Source organism: Rhodoferax sp., assembly GCF_028689295.1.
Classification (GTDB): Bacteria; Pseudomonadota; Gammaproteobacteria; order Burkholderiales; family Burkholderiaceae_C; genus Rhodoferax.
In genome coordinates this window covers 1-19,721 of sequence record NZ_JAQTWL010000001.1, presented here as the reverse complement: position 1 = coordinate 19,721, position 19,721 = coordinate 1, and the positions used below count along the sequence as shown (strand labels likewise).

The 19,721-nt window shown below is 58.9% G+C and carries 21 protein-coding genes, 1 tRNA gene and 1 pseudogene; 13 read left to right on the top strand and 10 right to left on the bottom strand.

Annotated features, from left to right (window positions below; translation table 11 throughout):
* Window positions 1-28: 28 nt before the first annotated feature.
* Window positions 29-481 carry a CNP1-like family protein gene (locus PHF15_RS00115; RefSeq protein WP_300117703.1) on the top strand — a complete coding sequence of 151 codons (453 nt, stop codon included), beginning with the start codon at window positions 29-31 and terminating at the stop codon, window positions 479-481.
* Window positions 482-512: 31 nt separating this feature from the next.
* Here the strand turns inward: PHF15_RS00115 and proB are convergent, their stop codons facing one another.
* From proB to rplU, 4 genes are all read right to left on the bottom strand, one after another.
* The gene (gene proB / locus PHF15_RS00110; RefSeq protein ID WP_300117701.1) at window positions 513-1,649 is read right to left on the bottom strand and encodes a glutamate 5-kinase; all 1,137 of its coding nucleotides are present in this window, start codon (window positions 1,647-1,649) and stop codon (window positions 513-515) included.
* An 18-nt stretch (window positions 1,650-1,667) separates the two neighbouring features.
* Window positions 1,668-2,747, bottom strand: coding sequence for an Obg family GTPase CgtA (gene cgtA / locus PHF15_RS00105; protein WP_300117699.1), 1,080 nt, complete (start codon window positions 2,745-2,747; stop codon window positions 1,668-1,670).
* A 181-nt stretch (window positions 2,748-2,928) separates the two neighbouring features.
* Window positions 2,929-3,189: a 50S ribosomal protein L27 gene (rpmA, locus tag PHF15_RS00100; RefSeq protein ID WP_300117697.1), complete on the bottom strand. Its 261-nt coding sequence runs from the start codon at window positions 3,187-3,189 to the stop codon at window positions 2,929-2,931.
* A gap of 55 nt (window positions 3,190-3,244) precedes the next feature.
* Entirely contained in the window at window positions 3,245-3,556 is a 312-nt protein-coding gene (rplU, locus tag PHF15_RS00095) for a 50S ribosomal protein L21 (protein WP_296490065.1), read from the bottom strand.
* Window positions 3,557-3,771: 215 nt separating this feature from the next.
* Here rplU and PHF15_RS00090 point away from each other — a divergent pair, with 215 nt between their 5' ends.
* Window positions 3,772-4,701 carry a polyprenyl synthetase family protein gene (locus PHF15_RS00090; RefSeq protein WP_300118583.1) on the top strand — a complete coding sequence of 310 codons (930 nt, stop codon included), beginning with the start codon at window positions 3,772-3,774 and terminating at the stop codon, window positions 4,699-4,701.
* Between the two features lie 18 nt (window positions 4,702-4,719).
* Window positions 4,720-4,796, top strand: a tRNA-Pro gene (locus PHF15_RS00085).
* A 104-nt stretch (window positions 4,797-4,900) separates the two neighbouring features.
* Here the strand turns inward: PHF15_RS00085 and PHF15_RS00080 are convergent.
* A complete protein-coding gene (locus tag PHF15_RS00080; protein ID WP_300117694.1) occupies window positions 4,901-5,647 on the bottom strand; it encodes an SDR family oxidoreductase in 747 nt (248 codons plus the stop codon).
* 85 nt (window positions 5,648-5,732) lie between these two features.
* Here PHF15_RS00080 and dacB point away from each other — a divergent pair, with 85 nt between their 5' ends.
* The 3 genes from dacB to PHF15_RS00065 all read left to right on the top strand — a co-directional run bounded on the left by dacB (window position 5,733) and on the right by PHF15_RS00065 (window position 8,927).
* On the top strand, window positions 5,733-7,175 hold the full coding sequence (gene dacB, locus PHF15_RS00075) for a D-alanyl-D-alanine carboxypeptidase/D-alanyl-D-alanine-endopeptidase (RefSeq protein ID WP_300117692.1): 1,443 nt from the start codon (window positions 5,733-5,735) through the stop codon (window positions 7,173-7,175).
* Window positions 7,176-7,211: 36 nt separating this feature from the next.
* Complete coding sequence (locus PHF15_RS00070) at window positions 7,212-7,466, top strand: SemiSWEET transporter (protein WP_300117690.1); 255 nt, start codon at window positions 7,212-7,214, stop codon at window positions 7,464-7,466.
* A 111-nt stretch (window positions 7,467-7,577) separates the two neighbouring features.
* Window positions 7,578-8,927 carry an SGNH/GDSL hydrolase family protein gene (locus PHF15_RS00065; RefSeq protein ID WP_300117688.1) on the top strand — a complete coding sequence of 450 codons (1,350 nt, stop codon included), beginning with the start codon at window positions 7,578-7,580 and terminating at the stop codon, window positions 8,925-8,927.
* A gap of 20 nt (window positions 8,928-8,947) precedes the next feature.
* On the opposite strand, the gene PHF15_RS00060 is transcribed toward PHF15_RS00065, so the two are convergent.
* Genes PHF15_RS00060 through purE form a run of 3 tightly spaced genes read right to left on the bottom strand, consistent with a single transcriptional unit; the run spans window position 8,948 to window position 11,802 of the window.
* Window positions 8,948-10,051 (bottom strand): L-threonylcarbamoyladenylate synthase, encoded by a 1,104-nt coding sequence (locus PHF15_RS00060; protein WP_300117686.1) that lies wholly within the window; start codon window positions 10,049-10,051, stop codon window positions 8,948-8,950.
* Window positions 10,052-10,105: 54 nt separating this feature from the next.
* The gene (locus PHF15_RS00055; protein ID WP_300117684.1) at window positions 10,106-11,311 is read right to left on the bottom strand and encodes a 5-(carboxyamino)imidazole ribonucleotide synthase; all 1,206 of its coding nucleotides are present in this window, start codon (window positions 11,309-11,311) and stop codon (window positions 10,106-10,108) included.
* Window positions 11,308-11,802 carry a 5-(carboxyamino)imidazole ribonucleotide mutase gene (gene purE, locus PHF15_RS00050; protein WP_300117682.1) on the bottom strand — a complete coding sequence of 165 codons (495 nt, stop codon included), beginning with the start codon at window positions 11,800-11,802 and terminating at the stop codon, window positions 11,308-11,310. Before purE ends, PHF15_RS00055 begins: the two co-directional genes overlap by 4 nt.
* Window positions 11,803-11,839: 37 nt before the next feature.
* On the opposite strand from purE, the gene trxA reads away from it, so the two are divergent.
* Window positions 11,840-12,796: a thioredoxin gene (trxA, locus tag PHF15_RS00045; protein WP_300117680.1), complete on the top strand. Its 957-nt coding sequence runs from the start codon at window positions 11,840-11,842 to the stop codon at window positions 12,794-12,796.
* A 28-nt stretch (window positions 12,797-12,824) separates the two neighbouring features.
* On the opposite strand, the gene PHF15_RS00040 is transcribed toward trxA, so the two are convergent.
* Entirely contained in the window at window positions 12,825-13,406 is a 582-nt protein-coding gene (locus PHF15_RS00040) for a DJ-1/PfpI family protein (protein WP_300117678.1), read from the bottom strand.
* A 79-nt stretch (window positions 13,407-13,485) separates the two neighbouring features.
* Complete coding sequence (locus PHF15_RS00035; protein ID WP_300117676.1) at window positions 13,486-14,403, bottom strand: phosphoribosylaminoimidazolesuccinocarboxamide synthase; 918 nt, start codon at window positions 14,401-14,403, stop codon at window positions 13,486-13,488.
* 509 nt (window positions 14,404-14,912) lie between these two features.
* On the opposite strand from PHF15_RS00035, the gene PHF15_RS00030 reads away from it, so the two are divergent.
* The 6 genes and pseudogenes from PHF15_RS00030 to PHF15_RS00005 form a co-directional block, all read left to right on the top strand.
* Window positions 14,913-15,686 (top strand): trypsin-like peptidase domain-containing protein, encoded by a 774-nt coding sequence (locus tag PHF15_RS00030; RefSeq protein ID WP_300117674.1) that lies wholly within the window; start codon window positions 14,913-14,915, stop codon window positions 15,684-15,686.
* Window positions 15,687-15,705: 19 nt separating this feature from the next.
* Entirely contained in the window at window positions 15,706-16,566 is an 861-nt protein-coding gene (locus PHF15_RS00025; protein WP_300117672.1) for a hypothetical protein, read from the top strand.
* Window positions 16,567-16,633: 67 nt separating this feature from the next.
* Window positions 16,634-17,203, top strand: coding sequence for a hypothetical protein (locus tag PHF15_RS00020; protein ID WP_300117670.1), 570 nt, complete (start codon window positions 16,634-16,636; stop codon window positions 17,201-17,203).
* A 174-nt stretch (window positions 17,204-17,377) separates the two neighbouring features.
* Window positions 17,378-18,310 (top strand): glycosyltransferase family 8 protein, encoded by a 933-nt coding sequence (locus PHF15_RS00015; protein ID WP_300117669.1) that lies wholly within the window; start codon window positions 17,378-17,380, stop codon window positions 18,308-18,310.
* Window positions 18,311-18,382: 72 nt separating this feature from the next.
* Window positions 18,383-19,375: an ROK family protein gene (locus tag PHF15_RS00010; protein WP_300117667.1), complete on the top strand. Its 993-nt coding sequence runs from the start codon at window positions 18,383-18,385 to the stop codon at window positions 19,373-19,375.
* A 146-nt stretch (window positions 19,376-19,521) separates the two neighbouring features.
* Window positions 19,522-19,721, top strand: a pseudogene (locus PHF15_RS00005) (MotA/TolQ/ExbB proton channel family protein); the annotation flags it as partial.

The window sequence follows — 19,721 nt, the reverse complement described above, 5'->3', positions numbered from 1 at the left end:
AAGGTGCAAACGCTGGCTGGTCTTGGGAATGGTCTGCTGCTCTATCGGTGTGCATGCACAAGGCCTGGTTGATAACCCCGACTGGCAAGAAACAGAAGTTCCCGCGCCGCCCAAGTTTGACCCCAACCGTCGGATCGCCATCGACATGCCGCCTTATGTGAGCATGCAATTTGGCGTTGATCCCGGCACCCTGGCCATCACGCCGGATGGTATCGTGCGCTATGTCATGGTGGCAATGAGCCCCAGTGGCTCGTTAAATGCGTTTTATGAAGGCATTCGCTGTAACACGGGTGAGGTCAAAACTTATGCCCGAGCCAACGCCAACGGCTTTTGGACGATCGTGAAAGAGCCTGAGTGGCGTGGACTCGATGACAGGCAGCCCTCGAAACACGCACTGGCACTGGCCCGTCAAGGCGCCTGCGAAGGGAACGCCAGTGCCAACTCGGCGGCTGACATCCTCAGAAAGCTCACGGCCAATTAGCTCGGCTCAACAATGCCGGCAGCAGCACTGATCAGCGTTTGAGAACCAGGTTGTCGCGGTGCACCATTTCGGGCTCAGCCGAGTATCCCAACAGACCCTCAAACGCGCTGGAGGGCTTGCGGCAAATCAGGCGCGCCTCGGTACTGGCGTAATTGGCCAAGCCACGGGCAATTTCAAGCCCTTGGGGATCGCGGATGGCAATCACGTCGCCACGCGAAAAATCGCCCTCGACTGCCACCATGCCGATGGGCAACAGGCTCGAACCATCGCCCTGCAGGCGGGCCACAGCGCCGGCATCCACGGTCACCGCACCGCGCAATTGCAGATGGTCCGCAATCCACTGCTTGCGCGCCTGGGTTTTTTGGGTAGGCGCCACCAACAGCGTGCCAATGGCCTCGCCCCGGCTCAGGCGCAACAAGGCATTAGGCTCACGTCCCCAGGCGATCACGGTCGAAGCACCCGAACCCGCTGCCCGCTTGGCCGCCAAAATCTTGGTGATCATGCCGCCGCGCCCCAGGCTGGAACCAACGCCACCGGCCATGGCCTCAAGAGTGGCATCACCCGCTTGCGCCACATGCACAAACTCTGCGTTGGCGTCCTTGCGCGGATCAGCCGTGAACAGCCCCTTTTGATCGGTCAGAATCACCAGCGCATCCGCTTCCACCAGATTGGCAACCAAGGCACCCAGCGTGTCGTTGTCGCCAAACTTGATTTCGTCATTGACGACCGTGTCGTTTTCATTGATGACCGGCACCACACCGAGTTTGAGCAGCGTGAGCAGCGTGGAGCGCGCATTGAGGTAGCGCTCGCGGTCCGCCAGATCGGCGTGCGTGAGCAGCACTTGAGCACTGCCCAGGCCGTTTTCGCGCAGTTTGGTCTCGTACATGTGCGCCAGGCCCATCTGCCCGACGGCCGCCGCAGCCTGCAATTCATGAATCTCATGCGGCCGCTTGACCCAGCCCAGCCGCTTCATGCCTTCGGCAATGGCGCCACTGGAAACCATGATGACTTCGCGCCCCTGATGCACCAGCACCGCCATTTGCCGACACCATTCGCCAATGGCATCCTCGTCCAGCCCCCGGCCTTCGTTGGTCACCAGGCTGGAACCCACCTTGATGACCACGCGATGCGCATCACGCAATACTAAGTTCTCTTGTTCTTGAGCCATTGGACCTTCTTGGACAAGTCATTTTTGACCGGGTTCAACCGCCCCGGCAAAGCGCGGGTCGATGACCTCAGGCTCCAGTTCCAGCTTTTGCTGGGCGCTGATGTGCTTGTAAACCGCCTTGATCAACGACTCGCAGCCCTCGCGCGTCAATGCCGATATCTCAAACACCGGGCCCTTGAACTTGAAGCGCTTGACAAAATCCTTGACCAGGGCCTCGCGCTCTTCCAGCGGAACCATGTCGAGCTTGTTGAGCACCAGCCAGCGCGGCTTCTTGTACAGCGCCGGATCGTATTTCTTGAGTTCGTTGACAATCGCTTTGGCCTGTGCCACGGTATCGACAGCGTCGTCAAAGGGCGCCATATCGACCACATGCAGCAACAAACGTGTGCGCTGCAGATGACGCAGAAACAAGTGCCCCAGGCCAGCGCCCTCGGAGGCACCTTCGATCAAACCGGGCAGATCGGCCACCACAAAGCTCTGCTCAGGCCCGACGCGCACCACGCCAAGGTTGGGGTGCAGCGTGGTGAACGGATAGTCGGCAATGCGCGGGCGCGCATTCGATATCGCCGTGATCAAGGTCGATTTGCCCGCGTTGGGCATGCCCAACAGCCCGACGTCGGCGAGCACTTTGAGTTCCAGCTTAAGGTTGCGCTTTTCACCTGGCCAGCCCGGTGTTTTTTGGCGGGGCGCGCGGTTAATGGCACTTTTGTAGCGAAGGTTGCCAAAGCCACCGTCGCCACCCTTGGCAATGGTGATGACCTCGCCGGGTTTGAGCAACTCGAACAGCACCTCGCCCGTTTCGGCATCAGAGATGATGGTACCCACCGGCATTTTGAGCGTGATGTCATCCCCTGCGGCACCAAACATGTCGGAACCCATGCCATGCTGGCCGCGCTGGGCATCATGCCGACGCGAGAAGCGGTAATCGACCAGGGTATTGAGGTTGGGATCTGCCACCGCAAACACATGGCCGCCACGACCACCGTCGCCGCCGTTAGGCCCCCCAAATTCTTTGTATTTTTCATGCCGAAACGAGACGCAGCCAGCGCCACCGTCTCCGGCGGAGATGTCAATGTAGGCTTCGTCAACAAATTTCATCTTGATCAGCTGAGGACAGACCAACTTCGCTGCGCTCAGCGAAGTTGGTCTGTCCCACAATGGCTCGGGTTAGTTGAGTACAGAGCCAGCACGCTTTCCGTCACTGCGCTTGCCCAACAAGGTTTCATAAATAAAAAACCCCGCGCCGCGCGCAGGGTCTTGTGTGAACGCACGTCAGCCCTTAAGCTGCTGCTGTCACGCTCACGGTGTGCCGGTTCAGAGCGCCCTTGATGGCGAACGACACATGGCCCTCAGCCAATGCAAACAGCGTGTGGTCTTTGCCGATGCCGACATTGGCACCAGGGTGGAACTGGGTGCCGCGCTGGCGCACGATGATCGCACCAGGAGCGACCAGCTGGCCGCCAAACATCTTCACACCGAGCATTTTGGGCTTGGAATCGCGCCCGTTTCGCGTCGAGCCGCCGCCTTTTTTATGTGCCATGATTCTCTTTCTTAATCAGTTGGGGACAGAGCTAAAGATCTGTCCCGCAAAATTGTCAGGCCGTAATCGCACCAATCAGCAGTTCTGTGAATTGTTGACGATGACCTTGACGTTTTTGATAGTGTTTACGACGGCGCATTTTAAAAATGCTGACCTTGTCGTGTTTGCCGTGTGCCAGCACCGTGACACTGACAGTTGCACCGGACACCAAGGGTGTGCCCACCTTGAGTTCTGCGCCGCTACCGACTGCCAGAACCTGGTCGATCACAATCTCTTGGCCTACATCCGCAGCAATCTGTTCTACTTTAATTTTTTCGCCAGCAGCAACCCGATATTGCTTGCCACCGGTTTTTATGACCGCGTACATATTGACCTCTTCAAAGATTAACACTGCAAACGAATTTTCGCAGAGCCCGTAATTATCACACAAGTTTCGAAAAGTACCGATTCATAGCCAATTGAGGTTTCAGGCAGACAAAAGTCGCGCACGGGCTTTCTATAATGCGCGCAACTAACCGAGCCACCGTCTTGAACGCCACCCACTCCAAAAATAACAACGCCACGGCGATCATCGCGCAGGACATGCGCGAGGTTGATGCGGTCATTGCGCAACGCCTCGACTCTGGCGTACCGCTGGTTGGCCAGGTTTCCCGCTACATCATCTCGGCCGGCGGCAAGCGGCTGCGGCCCGCGCTGCTGCTGTTGATTTGCGGCGCGCTCGGCTTTAAAGGCGCGCAGCGCTTCAACCTGGCGGCTGTGGTGGAGTTCATACATACCGCCACCCTGCTGCATGACGACGTGGTGGACGACTCATCGCTGCGCCGGGGCAACGCCACTGCCAACGAAACCTTTGGCAATCCGGCCAGTGTGCTGGTGGGCGATTTTTTGTATTCCCGCGCCTTTCAGATGATGGTCGATGCGCAAAGCATGCGCATCATGGAAGTACTGGCAGACGCCACCAACATCATTGCCGAAGGCGAGGTCATGCAGTTGATGAACATGCACAACGCAGCGCTCGATGAAGCGGGCTACCTGCAGGTGATCCGTTCCAAAACCGCCAAACTGTTCGAAGCCAGCGCGCGCGTGGGCGCCATTCTGGCGGGTGCAGACGCAAGCACAGAGGCCGCCTGTGCCGAATATGGTCAAGCACTTGGCACTGCCTTTCAAGTGATAGACGACGTGCTCGACTACACCGGCGATGCCACCGTGATGGGCAAGAACCTGGGCGATGACCTGCGCGAGGGCAAAACCACGCTGCCCCTGATCGCCGCCATGCAACGCGGCAGTGCCAGCGAACGTGAACTCATTCAAAGCGCTATCGAAACCGGCAAGCTTGAGCTGATCGACCGAGTGGTAGCCATTGTGCAAGCCACTGGCGCGCTCGATGTGGCGCGCCAGGCGGCCGCAGACGAAGCGCGCCGCGCCATCTCCGCCGCAGAGCAGTTGCCAGACAATGCGCACAGGCAGTGTTTGATACAATTGGCGGCTCAGTTGTTGGAGCGTCAATCCTGACGTTCCACGGCAAAAAATCGGAATGTAGCGCAGCCTGGTAGCGCACTTCGTTCGGGACGAAGGGGTCGGAGGTTCGAATCCTCTCATTCCGACCAATAAAATCAATGGGTTAGCGGTTTTCGACTGCTAACCCGTTTTGCTTTCTGGCACCAATATCCAGGTTTACCCACCACCTCGGCACACGCTGTAGTTTGCCCGGTCAACGTCCACCCGACACGTCAATGAATGATCCGGTGGTGTAAGAGGCCTCATCCGAGAGCAGCCACAGTGCGGCCCTTGCCACCTCCAGCGGATCGCCACCGCGCGCCATGGGCACCGACGACTGCAGCCTGCTGACGCGGCCCGGTTCGCCACCGCTGGCATGTATGGCTGTATGAATCAGACCTGGGCGCACGCCATTGACACGTATCTTTTCATTGGCCACCTCCTTCGACAAGCCGATCGTCAAGGCGTCCAGTGCGGCTTTTGAGGCCGCATAGTCAACATACTCTCCCGGCGAACCAAGGACTGCGGCGCGCGAAGAAACGTTGACGATGCTGCCGCCCAGACCGCCGTGCCGGGTTGACATGCGCCGCACGGCCTCGCGTGCGCACAAAAAACTGCCGGTCACATTGATTGCCAAAAGACGATTGATGCGCGCCGCATCCATTTGCTCAACGCGCATCTGCGGAAACAAAATGCCCGCATTGTTGATGAGCGCGTTCAAGCGCCCAAGTCGCTTGTCCACCGCGCCGAACAAGCGTTCAACATCAGACTCGTCAGACACGTCGGCCTGGATCGCCAACGCCTTGCCGCCGCCACTTTCAATGGCGGAAACGACTTGGGTGGCTGCGACCTCATCGGCTATGAAACTGATGCAAACGGCGTAGCCTTGCCGGGCTGCCAGCTGCGCACAGGCTGCGCCAATGCCACGCCCGCCGCCCGTGATGAGGATGATTTTTTCCATGGGGATCAACGCTCCATTTCAAACAACAGACTCAAGAATAGTGCAACAACCGATCGGCGACCACCCGACACTTCATAATAGAAAAATGCAAGCTATCAAACCCCTGACACGCTACCTCGCAAACACCTTGCTTTGCGTGTTGACCAGCCTTTGCGACGCAAGTGCCCTAGCGCAAGCCTTGCCAAGCGCGGTGCAGGCAGCTTTTACTCGTGCCCAGGTGCCGACCGACGCCATTGCCCTGCTGGTACGGGACGCCGACGGCCGTACCGAGCCACGACTCAGCCACCGCGCAGACCAGCCCATGAACCCAGCGTCGGTCATGAAACTGGTTACCACCGCTGCTGCGCTCGATCTGCTCGGACCGGCTTACACCTGGCCCACACCGGTCTGGGTGGATGGCCCGGTGGTCAACGGCATGCTACAAGGCAACGTGATCATCCGGGGGCAGGGCGACCCCAAGCTGGTGCTTGAAAAACTCTGGTTGCTGCTGCGCCGCCTGCAGAGTTTGGGCATTCACACCATTGCTGGCGACATCTTGCTGGATAACAGTGCTTTCGAGGCGCCCGCCACGGATCCGGCCGAATTTGACAGCGAGCCCCTGCGACCGTACAACGCTGGGCCCGATGCCTTGCTGATCAATTTCAAATCGGTGGTGATGACATTTGTGCCAGACCCACTGACCAACAGTGCCCGCGTGCAATTTGATCCGCCGTTGTGGGGCGTGCAACTGCAGACAAGCGTACCGCTCAGCCAGGGCAAATCAGCAAGCAACGGGGCCTGTGGCGACTACCGCGCCAACCTCAAAGCCGATTTTTCCGAACCCACACGCATCCGCTTCAACGGCGGCTACCCCGCAAGCTGCGGCGAAAAAGTGTGGCCCGTCGCCTACGCCGACCCCGCCAGCTACAACGCCCGCGTCATTGAGGGCCTGTGGCGCAGCTTGGGTGGCCAGCTGAGCGGTACAGTGCGCAGCGGCACGGCACCTGCCGAGTCCGCCACGTTCGAGATCACCTCGCCCACGCTGGCCGAAGTGATCCGCGACATCAACAAATTCAGCAACAACGTGATGGCGCAGCAGCTGTTTTTGACCCTGGGCCTGCCCGCGCCCGCCACCCCCGCGTCAGCCCGTGAAGCCGTGCGCCAATGGTGGCAGCGCCGTATCAGCGCCACCGATGTCCCCACCATTGACAACGGCTCGGGACTGTCACGCCAAAACCGCATCAGCGCGCAGCAGCTGGGGCAGCTGCTGCAACTGGCCTACGCCTCGCCCTATATGCCCGAGCTGATGTCATCACTGCCCCTGGTGGGTGTGGACGGCACGCTCAAGCGCAGCAAGGCCAGCAGCGCCAGCGCTCACCTGAAAACCGGCAGCCTGAAGGAGGTGACCGCACTGGCGGGCTATGTGCACGCCGCCAGCGGCAAGCGCTATGCGCTGGTGGCCATCGTCAATCACCCCAACGCCGCAGCGGTGCGCCCGGCGCTGGATGCCCTCATCGACTGGGCCGTGATGGACAATCTGGCCCGGTGATGCCAACCGGCGCGCTGCCCCCACTTTCTGAACACCATGACTTTGACTGACCTGATCGGCACCCTGGCCGCCGTGCTGACCACCGTCAGCTTTTTGCCGCAAGCGCTGCACACTTTCCGCACCAAGGATGTCCGGGGCATCTCGCTGGGCATGTACAGCGCGTTCACCTTGGGCGTGGCTCTGTGGCTGATCTACGGCCTGATGTTGGGCGCCTGGCCGGTGGTGATTGCCAACTGCATCACCCTGGCACTGGCGAGCGCCATTTTGGTGATGAAACTGCGCTATCGCTGAGATATTGGAGCAACGCTCGCGGGTTTACCCGAGTCACGTTTCCGGCTGCAAACGGTTACGATCTTTGCGTTAAATAGTACGGTCGTTCTTTTAATCTTTTGGAGACAGTAGATGAAGCAATTCAAAATTCTTGGTGCCACCTTGGCGGCGGCGCTGCTGGTGGTGGCTTGTGGCGGCAGCGACGATACTGTCGTTCAGGCGCCAGCAATCCAGTACACCGCGCTGGTGTCGTTTGGCGACAGTTTGAGCGATGTGGGTACCTACAAAGTGGGCACCGTTGCAGCGCTCGGAGGTGGCACCTACAGCGTCAATGGCATCATTGGAGCCATTCCAAGCAACAACTGGACGGAACTCATGGCGGCGCAAATTGGCGTTGCCGCGCCCTGCCCGGCACAAACCGGCCTGACAGGCGACCCATCCAAAGGATTTTCCATTCCTGTGGTGGACCATCCGGGGTGCACCAATTACGCTCAGGGTGGCGCCCGCGTGACCGATCCTGTGGGCCCCGGCAGCGCCGCAGCGCCGGTTAATTCCCCGTTGGGCCAATTGACAGTGCCGATCATCACGCAGATCGCCACCCATCTGGGCAAAGTGGGCAGCTTCAGCGGCACCGAACTGGTGACCGTCATGGCCGGTGGCAATGATGCGTTGCGATTGCTGGATGCATTGGTCGCCAAAGCAACAGCCGCTGGTTCTCAGGCCTTTGCGAGCTCACTGATCGGTCAGCTTGCCGCGGGTGCGACCGACCCGGCGTCTGCTGCACAGGCGATCGGTTTGGCGCTTCAAACTGAAGCGGCAAACCCTGCACATACTGATGCCTCAGTGGTTGGAGCAGCCGTTGGCGCTGCGGCGGTTCAACCGGGCAATTCTGCCGTGGCAAACCCGGCTGTTTATGGCCCGTTGGTCGCAACCGCTCAGGCTGCAGGCGCAACCGCAGGCGCAGCCTACGGCCAGAACAATGGCGCTGCCGAGGCTGTTCTGCCCATGGGCGTGGCCGCCAAGGAACTTGCCGGCTACATCAAAACCCAGGTCGTCGGCAAAGGTGCAAGGTATGTTGCGGTGGTGAATTTGCCCGATGTCAGCTCGACCCCCTCGGCCCTCGCTCAAAGCCAGGCAACACAGGGGCTCATCCTCAACATGGTCGTTTGGTTCAATGAGGTGTTGGCTTCCGAGTTACAAGGCGTTGCTGGCGTCCGCGTGGTCGATGCCTTTGCCGACAACCGCAATCAGGTCGCCAACCCATCCAGCTATGGGCTCAGCAACGTGACGCAGCCGGCTTGTAATTTGACAGCTCCGAGCCCCAACGCGCTTGGCAGCTCGCTGGTGTGCAATGCAAGCAACCTGAATCCTGGTGATGTGTCAAAGTACCTGTTTGCCGACACCGTCCACCCCACGCCCTACGGCTACAAACTGCTGGCTGACTTGGTGACCACCAACCTGCATCAGGCGGGCTGGCTCTAACTGGCTGCATGCACGGGTGATCAGGCCGCTGACGCCCGTTGCAGGCGATCACGTACGCCGTCCCAGTCGGGGCTGGCGGGCGGCGATTCGATCCAGATCAATTTGACGCCTTGCGCGTCGAACGCGCGCAGCACCGCAAACAATTGCTGTGCCGTGGCGGCGGCGTCATCGGGCATGCGTCGGCATAACACCTGGGCATTGGCGGTTTTGAGGATGGCGCGCGAATAGGTAGCCACCAGATAGCCCCCCTTTGACGCTTTGCCAGCGATGTCAGCACCCAGCAGGTCCAGTGACGTCTGCAAGGCCTGGGCGGTCATCAGCCGCACCCTGGCTTTCGGCGCGTAATGGGATTCCAGTGTCCCGGAGGCCTTGGGAGCCGGGGTTTCCTGGGCGAGCGCCTCATCTTTCGACACCACCCTCAACCCGCAAACCGCTTGCACCTGCTGTGGCGTGATGGCACCCGGGCGCAGCAGCACTGGCTGGCCACGGGTGCAATCGATGATGGTGGACTCGATGCCGACGCGACAGGCGCTGCCGTCCAGAATCAGCAAGTCGTCGCCAAACTCGCCCTGCACATGGGCGGCCGTGGTCGGGCTGACGCGGCCGAACTGGTTGGCGCTCGGGGCAGCCAGGCCCCAAACGCACAAAGGCATGGATTGCCGCGTCGCTTCGCTCCTCGCAATGACGGGTTCTGACGAATTGGCCGTCATTGCGAGCGTAGCGCGGCAATCCATGAGCGCCTTCAGCAGCGCTTGGGCCACGGGGTGCGACGGGCAGCGCAGGCCGATGGTGGGGTTGCCGCCGGCGGCGGCATTGGCCACACCGGAGCGGCGCGGCAGGATCAGCGTCAGCGGGCCGGGCCAAAAGGCGGCCATCAACTGCCTGGCAAACTCCGGCACCTCGGATGCGTAATGTGCCACCGCGCTGGCATCGGCCACATGAACGATCAGCGGATGGTCGGCGGGTCGACCCTTGGCTTTGAAAATTTGCGCGACCGCCGCGTCATCGTCCGCGTTGGCGGCCAAGCCGTACACCGTTTCGGTGGGCAAGCCCAGCAAGCCACCTGCCCTGATGCAATGAGCAGCTTGTGCTATGGATTCAGGTATATGACCAGGCAAAATCATGGCATGGATGGCCGCGCTACGCTCGCCATGACGGGATGCGTTTGGTGCAGCGGCTCAAAATGGCGCAATGCCCAGTATCTTGGCCGCAGCCAGCGCCATGCTGCGGGCCAGCTCGGGCGTGGCAGCGGTGACGGTCAAATGACCCATCTTGCGGCCCTTGCTGGCTTTGAGCTTGCCGTACAGGTGCAGGTGAACGCCCGGCAAGGCCAGCACCTTGTCCCACGCCGGCGTGGCACCATCCACCCAAAGGTCGCCCAGCAAATTGAGCATGACCGCGGCGCTGTGCTGGCGCGGCTGAACCAGGGGCAGGCCGGCCAAAGTGCGCACCTGCAAGTCGAACTGCGACACATCGCAGGCATCGAGCGTGTAGTGGCCGCTGTTGTGCGGGCGCGGCGCCATCTCGTTCACCACCAGGCCACCGAGCCTGGCGCGCTCGGGCGAGCCCTCCTGCAACACGAAGAACTCCACGCACAGCACGCCGACGTAGTTCAGTTCTTCAGCAATCGTGCGGGCTGCTTTCACCGCTTGGCTGGCAAGCGCTGGCGGCAGATTGCCCGCATGGGCCTCGGTGACGGCCAGAATGCCCTCGCGGTGCAGATTGAGCTGGGGCGCAAAATTGACGCACGTGCCATCCCAACCGCGCGCCACGATCACCGAGCACTCGGCGGCCAGCGGCAGCATCTGCTCCAGCACACAGGGTACGTTTTTCAGCGCCTCCCAAGCGCTCGCCAGCTCGGCGCGGCTGCTGCAGCGCATCTGGCCTTTGCCGTCGTAGCCCAAGCGTGCGGTTTTCAGAATTCCGGGCAGCAAGTCATCGGCCACCGCAGCCAGTTGCGCCGCCGTTTCGATCACCGCATAGGGCGCCACTGGCACGCCAGAGCGCGCCAAATGCGCTTTTTCCTTGATGCGGTCTTGTGCAATGGCCACGGCATCGGCGCTGGGAGCGGTCGGGCGCGCGGCACCCAGGGTGGCCAAGGCACCTGCGGGCACGTTCTCGAACTCGGTTGTGACGGCCGCACAGCGCTGCATCAGTTGCGTCAGGCCTTGCTCGTCGAGATAGCCGGTCTTGATGTGGTAATGACTCACCAAACCCGCGGGGCTGATCACGTCTGGGTCGAGCACCACGGTGAAATAGCCCATGGCTTGCGCGGCCTGCACAAACATGCGTCCCAACTGGCCGCCGCCCATCACGCCGAGCGTGGTTTGCTGGCCGCTGCCATTCAAACCCGTTGCGCCGGGCAACAACATCGGCCCGGTCATAACTTGGGAGGCAGCGTCATGCCGCGCGCCATCTGGGTTTGTTCAGCACGAAAATCGTCGAGCTTGGCGCGCAACACAATGTCTGAATTGGCCAGCATGGCCACCGCAAACAGCGCGGCATTGGCAGCCCCGGCAGCGCCAATGGCAAACGTGGCCACCGGAATGCCCTTGGGCATTTGCACGATGCTGTGCAGCGAATCGACACCGCTGAGGTGTTTGCTGGCCACCGGCACACCCAGCACCGGCACCGTGGTCTTGGCCGCCAGCATGCCGGGCAAGTGTGCGGCACCCCCAGCACCCGCGATAATGGCCTTGAGGCCACGACCCACCGCCGTTTCGGCGTAGGCAAACATATCGTCGGGCATGCGGTGCGCCGAGACCACCCTGGCCTCGTAGGTGATGCCGAACTGTTGGAGAATGTGGACTGCGTGTTGCATGGTGTCCCAGTCAGAGCTGGAGCCCATGAGCACACCGATTTGTATTGAGTTCATGCCCGAATTTTACGTTTGACCCCTGCGAGTAAACAACATGATTGAAGTCACCCTCCAAAATTTTGAAACCGAGGTCATTGCCGCCTCCATGACCCAGCCGATCCTGATCGACTTCTGGGCGCCCTGGTGCGGCCCGTGCAAGTCGCTCGGCCCCATTCTGGAACAGCTCGAAGTGGACTACCAGGGCCGCTTCACGCTGGTCAAGATCGACTCGGACCAAGAACAGCAACTGGCCCAGGCCTTTGGCATCCGCAGCATTCCCACCTGCATTTTGATGATGGGCGGCAAGCCGGCTGACGGCTTCATGGGCGCACAGACGGCCACTCAAGTACGCGCCTTCCTGGACAAGCACCTGCCCAGCGAGGGCGAACTGATGGCAGAAGCCGAGGCCGATGCCGCCCAGGAACTGCTGCAGGCGGGCGACACCGAGGCGGCGCTGGCCAAGCTGGCCGACGCGCTGGCCGCCGACCCCGGCAACGACGACGCCCGTTATGACTACATCAAACTGTTGATCGAACAGGGCGGGCTGGAAGAAGCCGAGGCCACGCTGGCCCCCAAACTGTCAGAGATTCCGCGCCAGCTGCGCTTTGAAGCCTTGTCGCAGTGGCTCAATGCGATTCAATTTGCAGCCACCGGCCCCCATGCCAGCTGGACAATTGAGCAGTTTGACGAAAAGATTGCCCTGAACAAGCGCGACTTCGACACCCGCTTTGCCAAGGCCCGCCTGCTGATGGCCGTGGGCGAGTGGACCGCAGCCATGGACGAGCTGCTGGAAATCATCATGCGTGACAAAAAGTGGGGCGATGAGGCGCCGCGCAAAACCTTTGTCGCCATTCTGGAACTGCTGACCCCGCCCAAGCCCAAGGCGGCGGCGCAGGCCACCGGCAAAACCGCAGGCGGCATCGAGGTGCTGGGCAAGACCACCGTGCAGGAAGACCCGCAGGCGGCGCTGGTGTCGCAGTACCGGCGTCAGCTGAGCATGATGCTCAACTGATCCCGCGCCGGACGCGGGTGGACATGCTTTACAGCGTGATTTTGGTGCCCAGCAGCGCCAGAAATTGCCCAATCCAGGCCGGGTGCGCGGGCCAGGCGGGCGCGCTCACCAGATTGCCTTCAGTGAACGCCGCGTCAATCGGAATCTGGGCATACGTGCCGCCGGCGCGCTCGACTTCGACCTGGCAGGCCGGGTAAGCTGAGCAGGAGCGGCCCTTGAGCACATCGGCCCCAGCCAGCAATTGCGCAGCATGACAAATAGCGGCCACCGGTTTGTTGGCATCAAAAAAGTGCCGCACCATGGCCACCACCGCCGGGTAGGTGCGCAGGTACTCCGGGCCGCGACCACCGGGCAGCACCAGCGCGTCATAGTCCTGCGCCTTGATGTCGGCAAAGGTGGCATTCAGGGCAAAGTTGTGACCCGGCTTTTCGCTGTAGGTTTGCGCGCCCTCGAAGTCGTGGATGGCGGTCTTGATGGCGTCACCGGCCTTTTTGTCCGGGCACACCGCGTGCACCGTGTGGCCGACGGCCAGCAGCGCCTGGAACGGCACCATGGTTTCGTAGTCTTCGCAATAGTCACCACAAATCATCAGAATCTTTTTCGCGGCCATGTCGGTCTCCTGTGGGTTGTTGAACACAGGCCCATTATGAAACGCCACGAAAAATCCGTGGTGATATCGGGTTGTGACCTCAGGTCGTCAGGCGGTGCAGCGCTTCCTGGTACTTGGCCGCGGTTTTTTCGATCACCTCACGCGGCAGGTGCGGTGCCGGCGGGCTTTTGCTCCACGGCTTGCCCGCCACCAGCGCGGTTTCCAGCCAGTCGCGCAAAAACTGCTTGTCGTAGCTGGGCGGGTTGACGCCCTCCTGGTAGCTCTCGGCGGGCCAATAGCGCGACGAATCGGGTGTGAGCACCTCGTCCATCAGCATCAAGGTGCCGTCCCGGTCCAGGCCGAACTCGAACTTGGTGTCGGCAATGATGATGCCCTTGGTGGCTGCAAAGGCGCTGGCCGCCTTGTACAGCGCAATGCTGATGTCGCGGATGCGCGTGGCCAGGTCAGCACCGATCATCTCGACGGTCTTCTCGAACGTGATGTTTTCGTCGTGGTCGCCCATTTCAGCCTTGGCCGCCGGGGTGTAAATGGGCTCGGGCAACTTGCTGGCGTTTTTCAGACCGGCGGGCAGTTTGACACCGCACACCGCGCCGTTGTCCTGGTATTCCTTCCAGCCGCTGCCCGCCAGGTAGCCGCGCACCACGGCTTCCACCAGAATGGGTTTGAGGCGCTTGACCAGCATCGAGCGGCCCGCCACTTGCGGCATTTCGGCGGCCGTGACCACGCTCTCGGGCGCCTCGCCGGTGAGGTGGATCGGGCAGATGTTCAGGCCCTTCGGCCCCAACTTGTCAAACCAGAACAGCGCCATTTGGGTCAGCAACACGCCCTTGCCCGGAATGGGCTGGCCCATGATCACGTCGAAGGCGCTGATGCGGTCGCTGGCCACCATCAGAATGCGGTCGTCACCCACCGCGTAGTTGTCGCGCACCTTGCCGCGCGCCAGCAGCGGCAGTGAGGTGATGTTGGAGGTGTGCAGGGCTGCCTGGGATTGGGTCATGATGCGTCAGCTTGAAAAGTTGGTTTCAGAAAGATGGTGCGAGTTTAGATTCAATGCCAAAGCTTTCAACCGCTTTGGCACCCGGCGTCTGATCATAAAACCTGACCACCAGGGATTCAGGCACCGCACCAATGGGGTTTTGGGACGCTGGGGGACCAAATTCTGTGGCGGAGGGTCGCGCATGGTCCCCGATTTCTGCGGGCGACGTTTCTGGCTCACATCGTCAGCTTGGTTCGCGCGAAGGGCTGCAGCGGGAGTCATTCAGGTGCGCCACTCAATGGACTATAGTTCAGGCGAAACATTTGCTCCCAACTGACCCGGCACCCGTGTTGACGTAAAAATCCGCGTGCTGGCATTTCTGGAACTGTTATGACCCTTGCCATTGAACGAAAGCCGTCGGAGACCTATATTCCATGCGGGTTTCAGTCGTTTTTTTGTTCCGGTGTTACGGCGACATGCGCCATGTTAGGGAGACAGGTTGCTGTCTCCTTATATTGAGTTAGCAGTCTATGGCCATCGTCGCGACTGACCCGTTCTCACAGGTTCCGGTCTTCATCAAGATGAAGTTCGGAGTTACTGAACTTGCTGTTGGGACTGCCTTTTTCTATCGCCGAAATGGTGGGCTGTTCTTGATTTCTAACTGGCACAACTTTTCCGGCAGAGATCCCATAACCAGAAAGCCGTTGGCAAATCATGGGGGGGTTCCGGATGCCGTCTCTTGTTACATGTGCTTAAACGCTCCAGTCATCAAACGCGAGTGGTTTGACATATCGCTAATCGAAAATGGAACCCCAGCGTGGTATCACCATCCAACTGCCGGCAGCGCGATAGACATTGGAGCATTGCCTGTTTCCCCAAGCGAAAAGTTCAAAGCAATTGTTCTAAATGACATGCCGTTCGAGAAGATGAGTCTTCGTGTCTCCCACGATGTGTTTGTCCTTGGTTACCCTTTGGGAATAATGAACTCCCACGGCCTACCAGTTTGGAAGCGGGCGAGCGTCGCGTCCGAACCAGGAACATCTGAACCACAATATTTCGTGGATACAGCAACGAGATCAGGCATGTCTGGCTCTCCGGTGATCTCTCGATACCGTGGGTTCTATAAGAACAATCCGCAGGCCACAGAAATTGCAGATGATGATTGGTTTGGCGAAGGTGACATGTTCGCAGGCATATATTCGGGCCGGCTTGGTGCGTCATCTTTAGAAGCGCAGTTGGGGGTGGTGTGGAAGCCCCATCTAATCGACGAGATTATTGATGGTCAAACAAAAGCAGACTGCTAACACTACGTTCGAGGCCATCATGAGCACTGCCACAATTTCTGAACCAATCTCGGGAGACAAGGCATATCAGGTGAGAGCTCGCGCAGCACTCCCTTTGCTTGTCCGCCAAGCGAAGGCCGGTGCTCCAGTTTTCTATTCCAGTCTCGCTGAAGAGTTGGGAATGCCTAACCCGCGCAACCTCAACTACGTGCTTGGGAGCATCGGGCAGTCTCTGGAGCGACTTTCCAAAGCATGGAAATCCAAGGTGCCACCGATTCAATGCCTTGTTGTCAACAAGAGTACGGGCCTGCCTGGAGAAGGCATCGGTTGGTTCCTCGTGAAGAAAGAAGATTTTGCAACGCTTCCGCTTCGACAGAAGAGAGCAATCGTTGAAGCAGAACTTCAGCATGTGTTCTCGTACCCCCGATGGCATGAAGTTCTCGATGCTCTCGAACTTGAATCAACAACGTCCGATTTCTCGCCTTTCGTAAGCAAAGCTACCGGCGGCTTCGGTGGCGGCGAGAGCGAAGATCACAAGGCTCTCAAGGCGTATGTCGCACGGAACCCAAAAGTCATCGGGCTCGGCGCGAACACCCCAACTGGTACCACCGAATTTCCGTTACCGTCTGGGGACAGCCTGGACGTCTCATTTAATGGCAAAAAAGTCTGGGTAGCCGCGGAGGTCAAGTCCTCCATATCGGCTGAAGGCGATATTGTCAGGGGGCTATTCCAGTGCGTTAAGTACCGGGCTGTCATGGAAGCAGTATTGGTCACCGAGTCACGGCCACAAAACGCACGAGCATTACTTGTCCTGGAATCAAAGCTCCCTCAGTCACTTATTCCCATGCGAAACATGCTGGGCGTTGAAGTGGTTGAAGGTATTTCGCCAAAAAATGGCTAGCCCATCATTCCACCGGACCTGCGCAAAAAGCCGCGTAGGCCGATCAACTCCACGTTAGCGCATCAAAATGGCGACAGGTCTCTCAAATAAGCTCGCGGGTCAGATCGGGGAATACCTTGCCTGCGCAGAGCTCGGACGCAGGGGATTCATCGCTACAACCTTCACCGGCAACGTTCCCGAATATGACCTTCTTGTGTGCGATGACACATTGCAGACGATTCCGATTCAGGTAAAGACTTCTCGTGGAAGTACGTGGCCTAGTCGCGCGGATATGTGGCTCCATATCGAAATGGATGAAGTAACGAAAAAACAAGTCAATGGTGGCCCTAAGAACATAGAGCATCCAGATTTGATCTACATTTGTATCGTGCTTGGCAAAACCAGCGCTGCAGATCGGTTTTTCATTTGCCAGAAATCTGATATTCAAGAGGCGTGCATTGCTTCCTATACACGTTGGATGGATCCGAAGGGATGGGTGAGGCCTGTCAATTACAAGTCTCTGGACAATCGGTATGGGGTTGAGGACTTGTTGCGGTTTGAGAACAATTGGCCGCTCGTCGAACGTCAATTGAGCGAAAGACGCGCTAACCCATCATTTCAAGGGACGCCCAGCGATAAAGCTGCCGGTCGCCCCTGAATTCAGACGTTGGTGGCTTATGTACCATCCCATTTTCTAGCCCGCGAATGCGCATCACGAGAGCAAATGAGCACATTCCCAATCTCGACCGTAGGGTCAAGCGAGCCTTGTTACCGCGCGTGGTAGCATGTTATTCAGACTATCCCTGGCAGTTACCAATTCGTTGAATCCAAAATGAAATCACCTATACCGGTCGTATATTGTTTTGACGCAAAATATGCGGATTATGCGGCAGTATCCATTTTTTCACTTTTTCTTCACACCAATCATCCATTAAAAATTTATTGCTTGGTTCCAGCAGACGCATTGGCGGGCATGAATTCGATCAATCAAATAAAAATAAAATTTGGAATCGACATTTCTTTGATTGGCGTCCGTGATGAATATTTTACCAACTGGAAAATCACAGAGCACTTCAGTCCAGCGGTTTACTTGAAATTGTTGATACCAGACCTCGTCAAAGAAGACAAGATAATTTACCTCGACTCCGATACCCTTGTGCAGGGAGATTTGTCGGCGTTGTATCAAATCGATGTCACGCGGAATTATATTGCGGGAGTTGAAGATATTTATAAAGGAGAAAATAGCAAAATACCAAGAGCAAAGGAGGATTGTTATATCAACTCCGGGGTAATGCTGATGAACCTTGATGGATTTCGGCAGGATGCTTTTCTAGCCAAATGCCGGGATATTTATTCGATATTCGAAAATGAAATAACATTGATGGATCAATGCATTATTAATAAATATGCTGAAATGAGAAAAATTGCTCTTGATCCAAAATGGAATCGTCAGGTATTTCCTAACCGCACCAAGCGGAGTGACTGGAATAATATAGTCTCAAGTGGAAATTCCATTGTTATTCATTTCATTGCAGAAACAAAGCCGTGGAGCCAATGGTGTTCGCCCTTCATTGCAGAGTTTTGGTGGGGCTATGCAAGTAAATTGAATTTACAAAGTCTCAAGCCCACCGGAATCAGCAGTGTCAATCAATTGATCAGCCTTGCCATGGCCTTGGACTTGAACGAGAACTACAAAGAAGCATCAGCCGTCAAAAATCAAATAATAAATAGTTTGATGGCAAAACTGTCACCGACCGCCGTATAGACTCCATCCCATGGTCGGCATATTGGGTTCACGCGCAGGTACCGGACCGATGCATTTATGGAAACACCTCCTATGACAACCCACGTTTTAACCGATGGCTTTCGCCTGCCCGCCGGCCGCGCCCCAGTCGCCTGTGTCGATATTGGCGGCACCAAGGTGGCCGTCAACATCGTCGATGCGCGGGGCAGCCGCGGCAAGCTCACCGAGCCCACCGCCACCCGTGGCCAGAACGATGCGCTGGCGCAGCAGATCATCCGGATGATCGGCCAGAGCTGCGCGCTGGCCGGGGTTCAAAGCTCGGCAATAGCGCGCGTGGGCGTGTCCTCCTGCGGGCCTTTCGTGCTCAAGCAGGGCCTGGTCGAGCTGGCCGCGCCCAACATCTGCGGCGGCCTGGCGGGCAAGGCGCGCGGCCTGCCCAACGACTGGCAAACCGCCCTGCTCGAAGCGCCCTTGCGCGCCACATTTGCCCAGGTGCGGGTCGAAAACGACGGCATTGGCGCACTGGAAGCCGAGCGCCGCTGGGGCGCACTGCAAATTGACGGCCAGCCGATGGCCAACTGTGCCTACGTGACCTGGAGCACCGGCATTGGCACCGGGTTGTGTGTGGATGGCCAGGTGCTGCGCGGCAAGAATGGCAATGCCGGCCACGCCGGGCACCTGTTTGTCAGCGATAACTCGGACGCCCTGTGCGGCTGCGGCAACGTGGGCGATGTGGAAGGGCTGGTGGCCGGCAACGCCATTGCGCGGCGTTTTCAGCCCCTGGGTTACCCCGATGCCGCAGCGCTTTTCAAAGCGGCCTACGCGGGTGATGCCAAGGCCATCGACCTGATCGACGACCTGTGCCGGGTGATGGGGCGCATGCTCTACAACCTGATCGTCACGCTCGACCTGCAGCGCATCAGCATGGGCGGCAGTGTTTATTGGCATCACCGCGACTACCTCTTGCCGCGATTGCGCGCCGTGGTGCATGGCAAGTTGCCCGCACTGACCGATGGCTGCGAGCTGGTCAGTGCCGGCCTGGGCGAGCGCGTGGGCGATTTTGGCGCGCTGGCGCTGGTGGCATAGGGTAAACACGGAGGTCATGGCCATGACGTCCAATGCCTGTTTCAGGATAAAATGGAAACCTTTCCATATTGTGGCGGTCATTTCTTTGGTATGGACAGCACACTGCTGACAGTTGCCCCCCCAAAGCATCTTTTTTAGGAACCATGATGCAAATCAACATCGCTCGAATGTTCAAGTCCTGCGCCTGCGCTACGGCGCTGGCAATCACTCTGCTCTCCAGCCTGACGCATGCCCAAACCTCCACGACACCAGCGGCCCAGGCTGCGCCCGGCGCAACCCCAGCTGCCCTGCCCGTCATCACCGACGTGAAGCCGCTGGACGGTGCTGGCGCAGAAGTCAAAAAAGT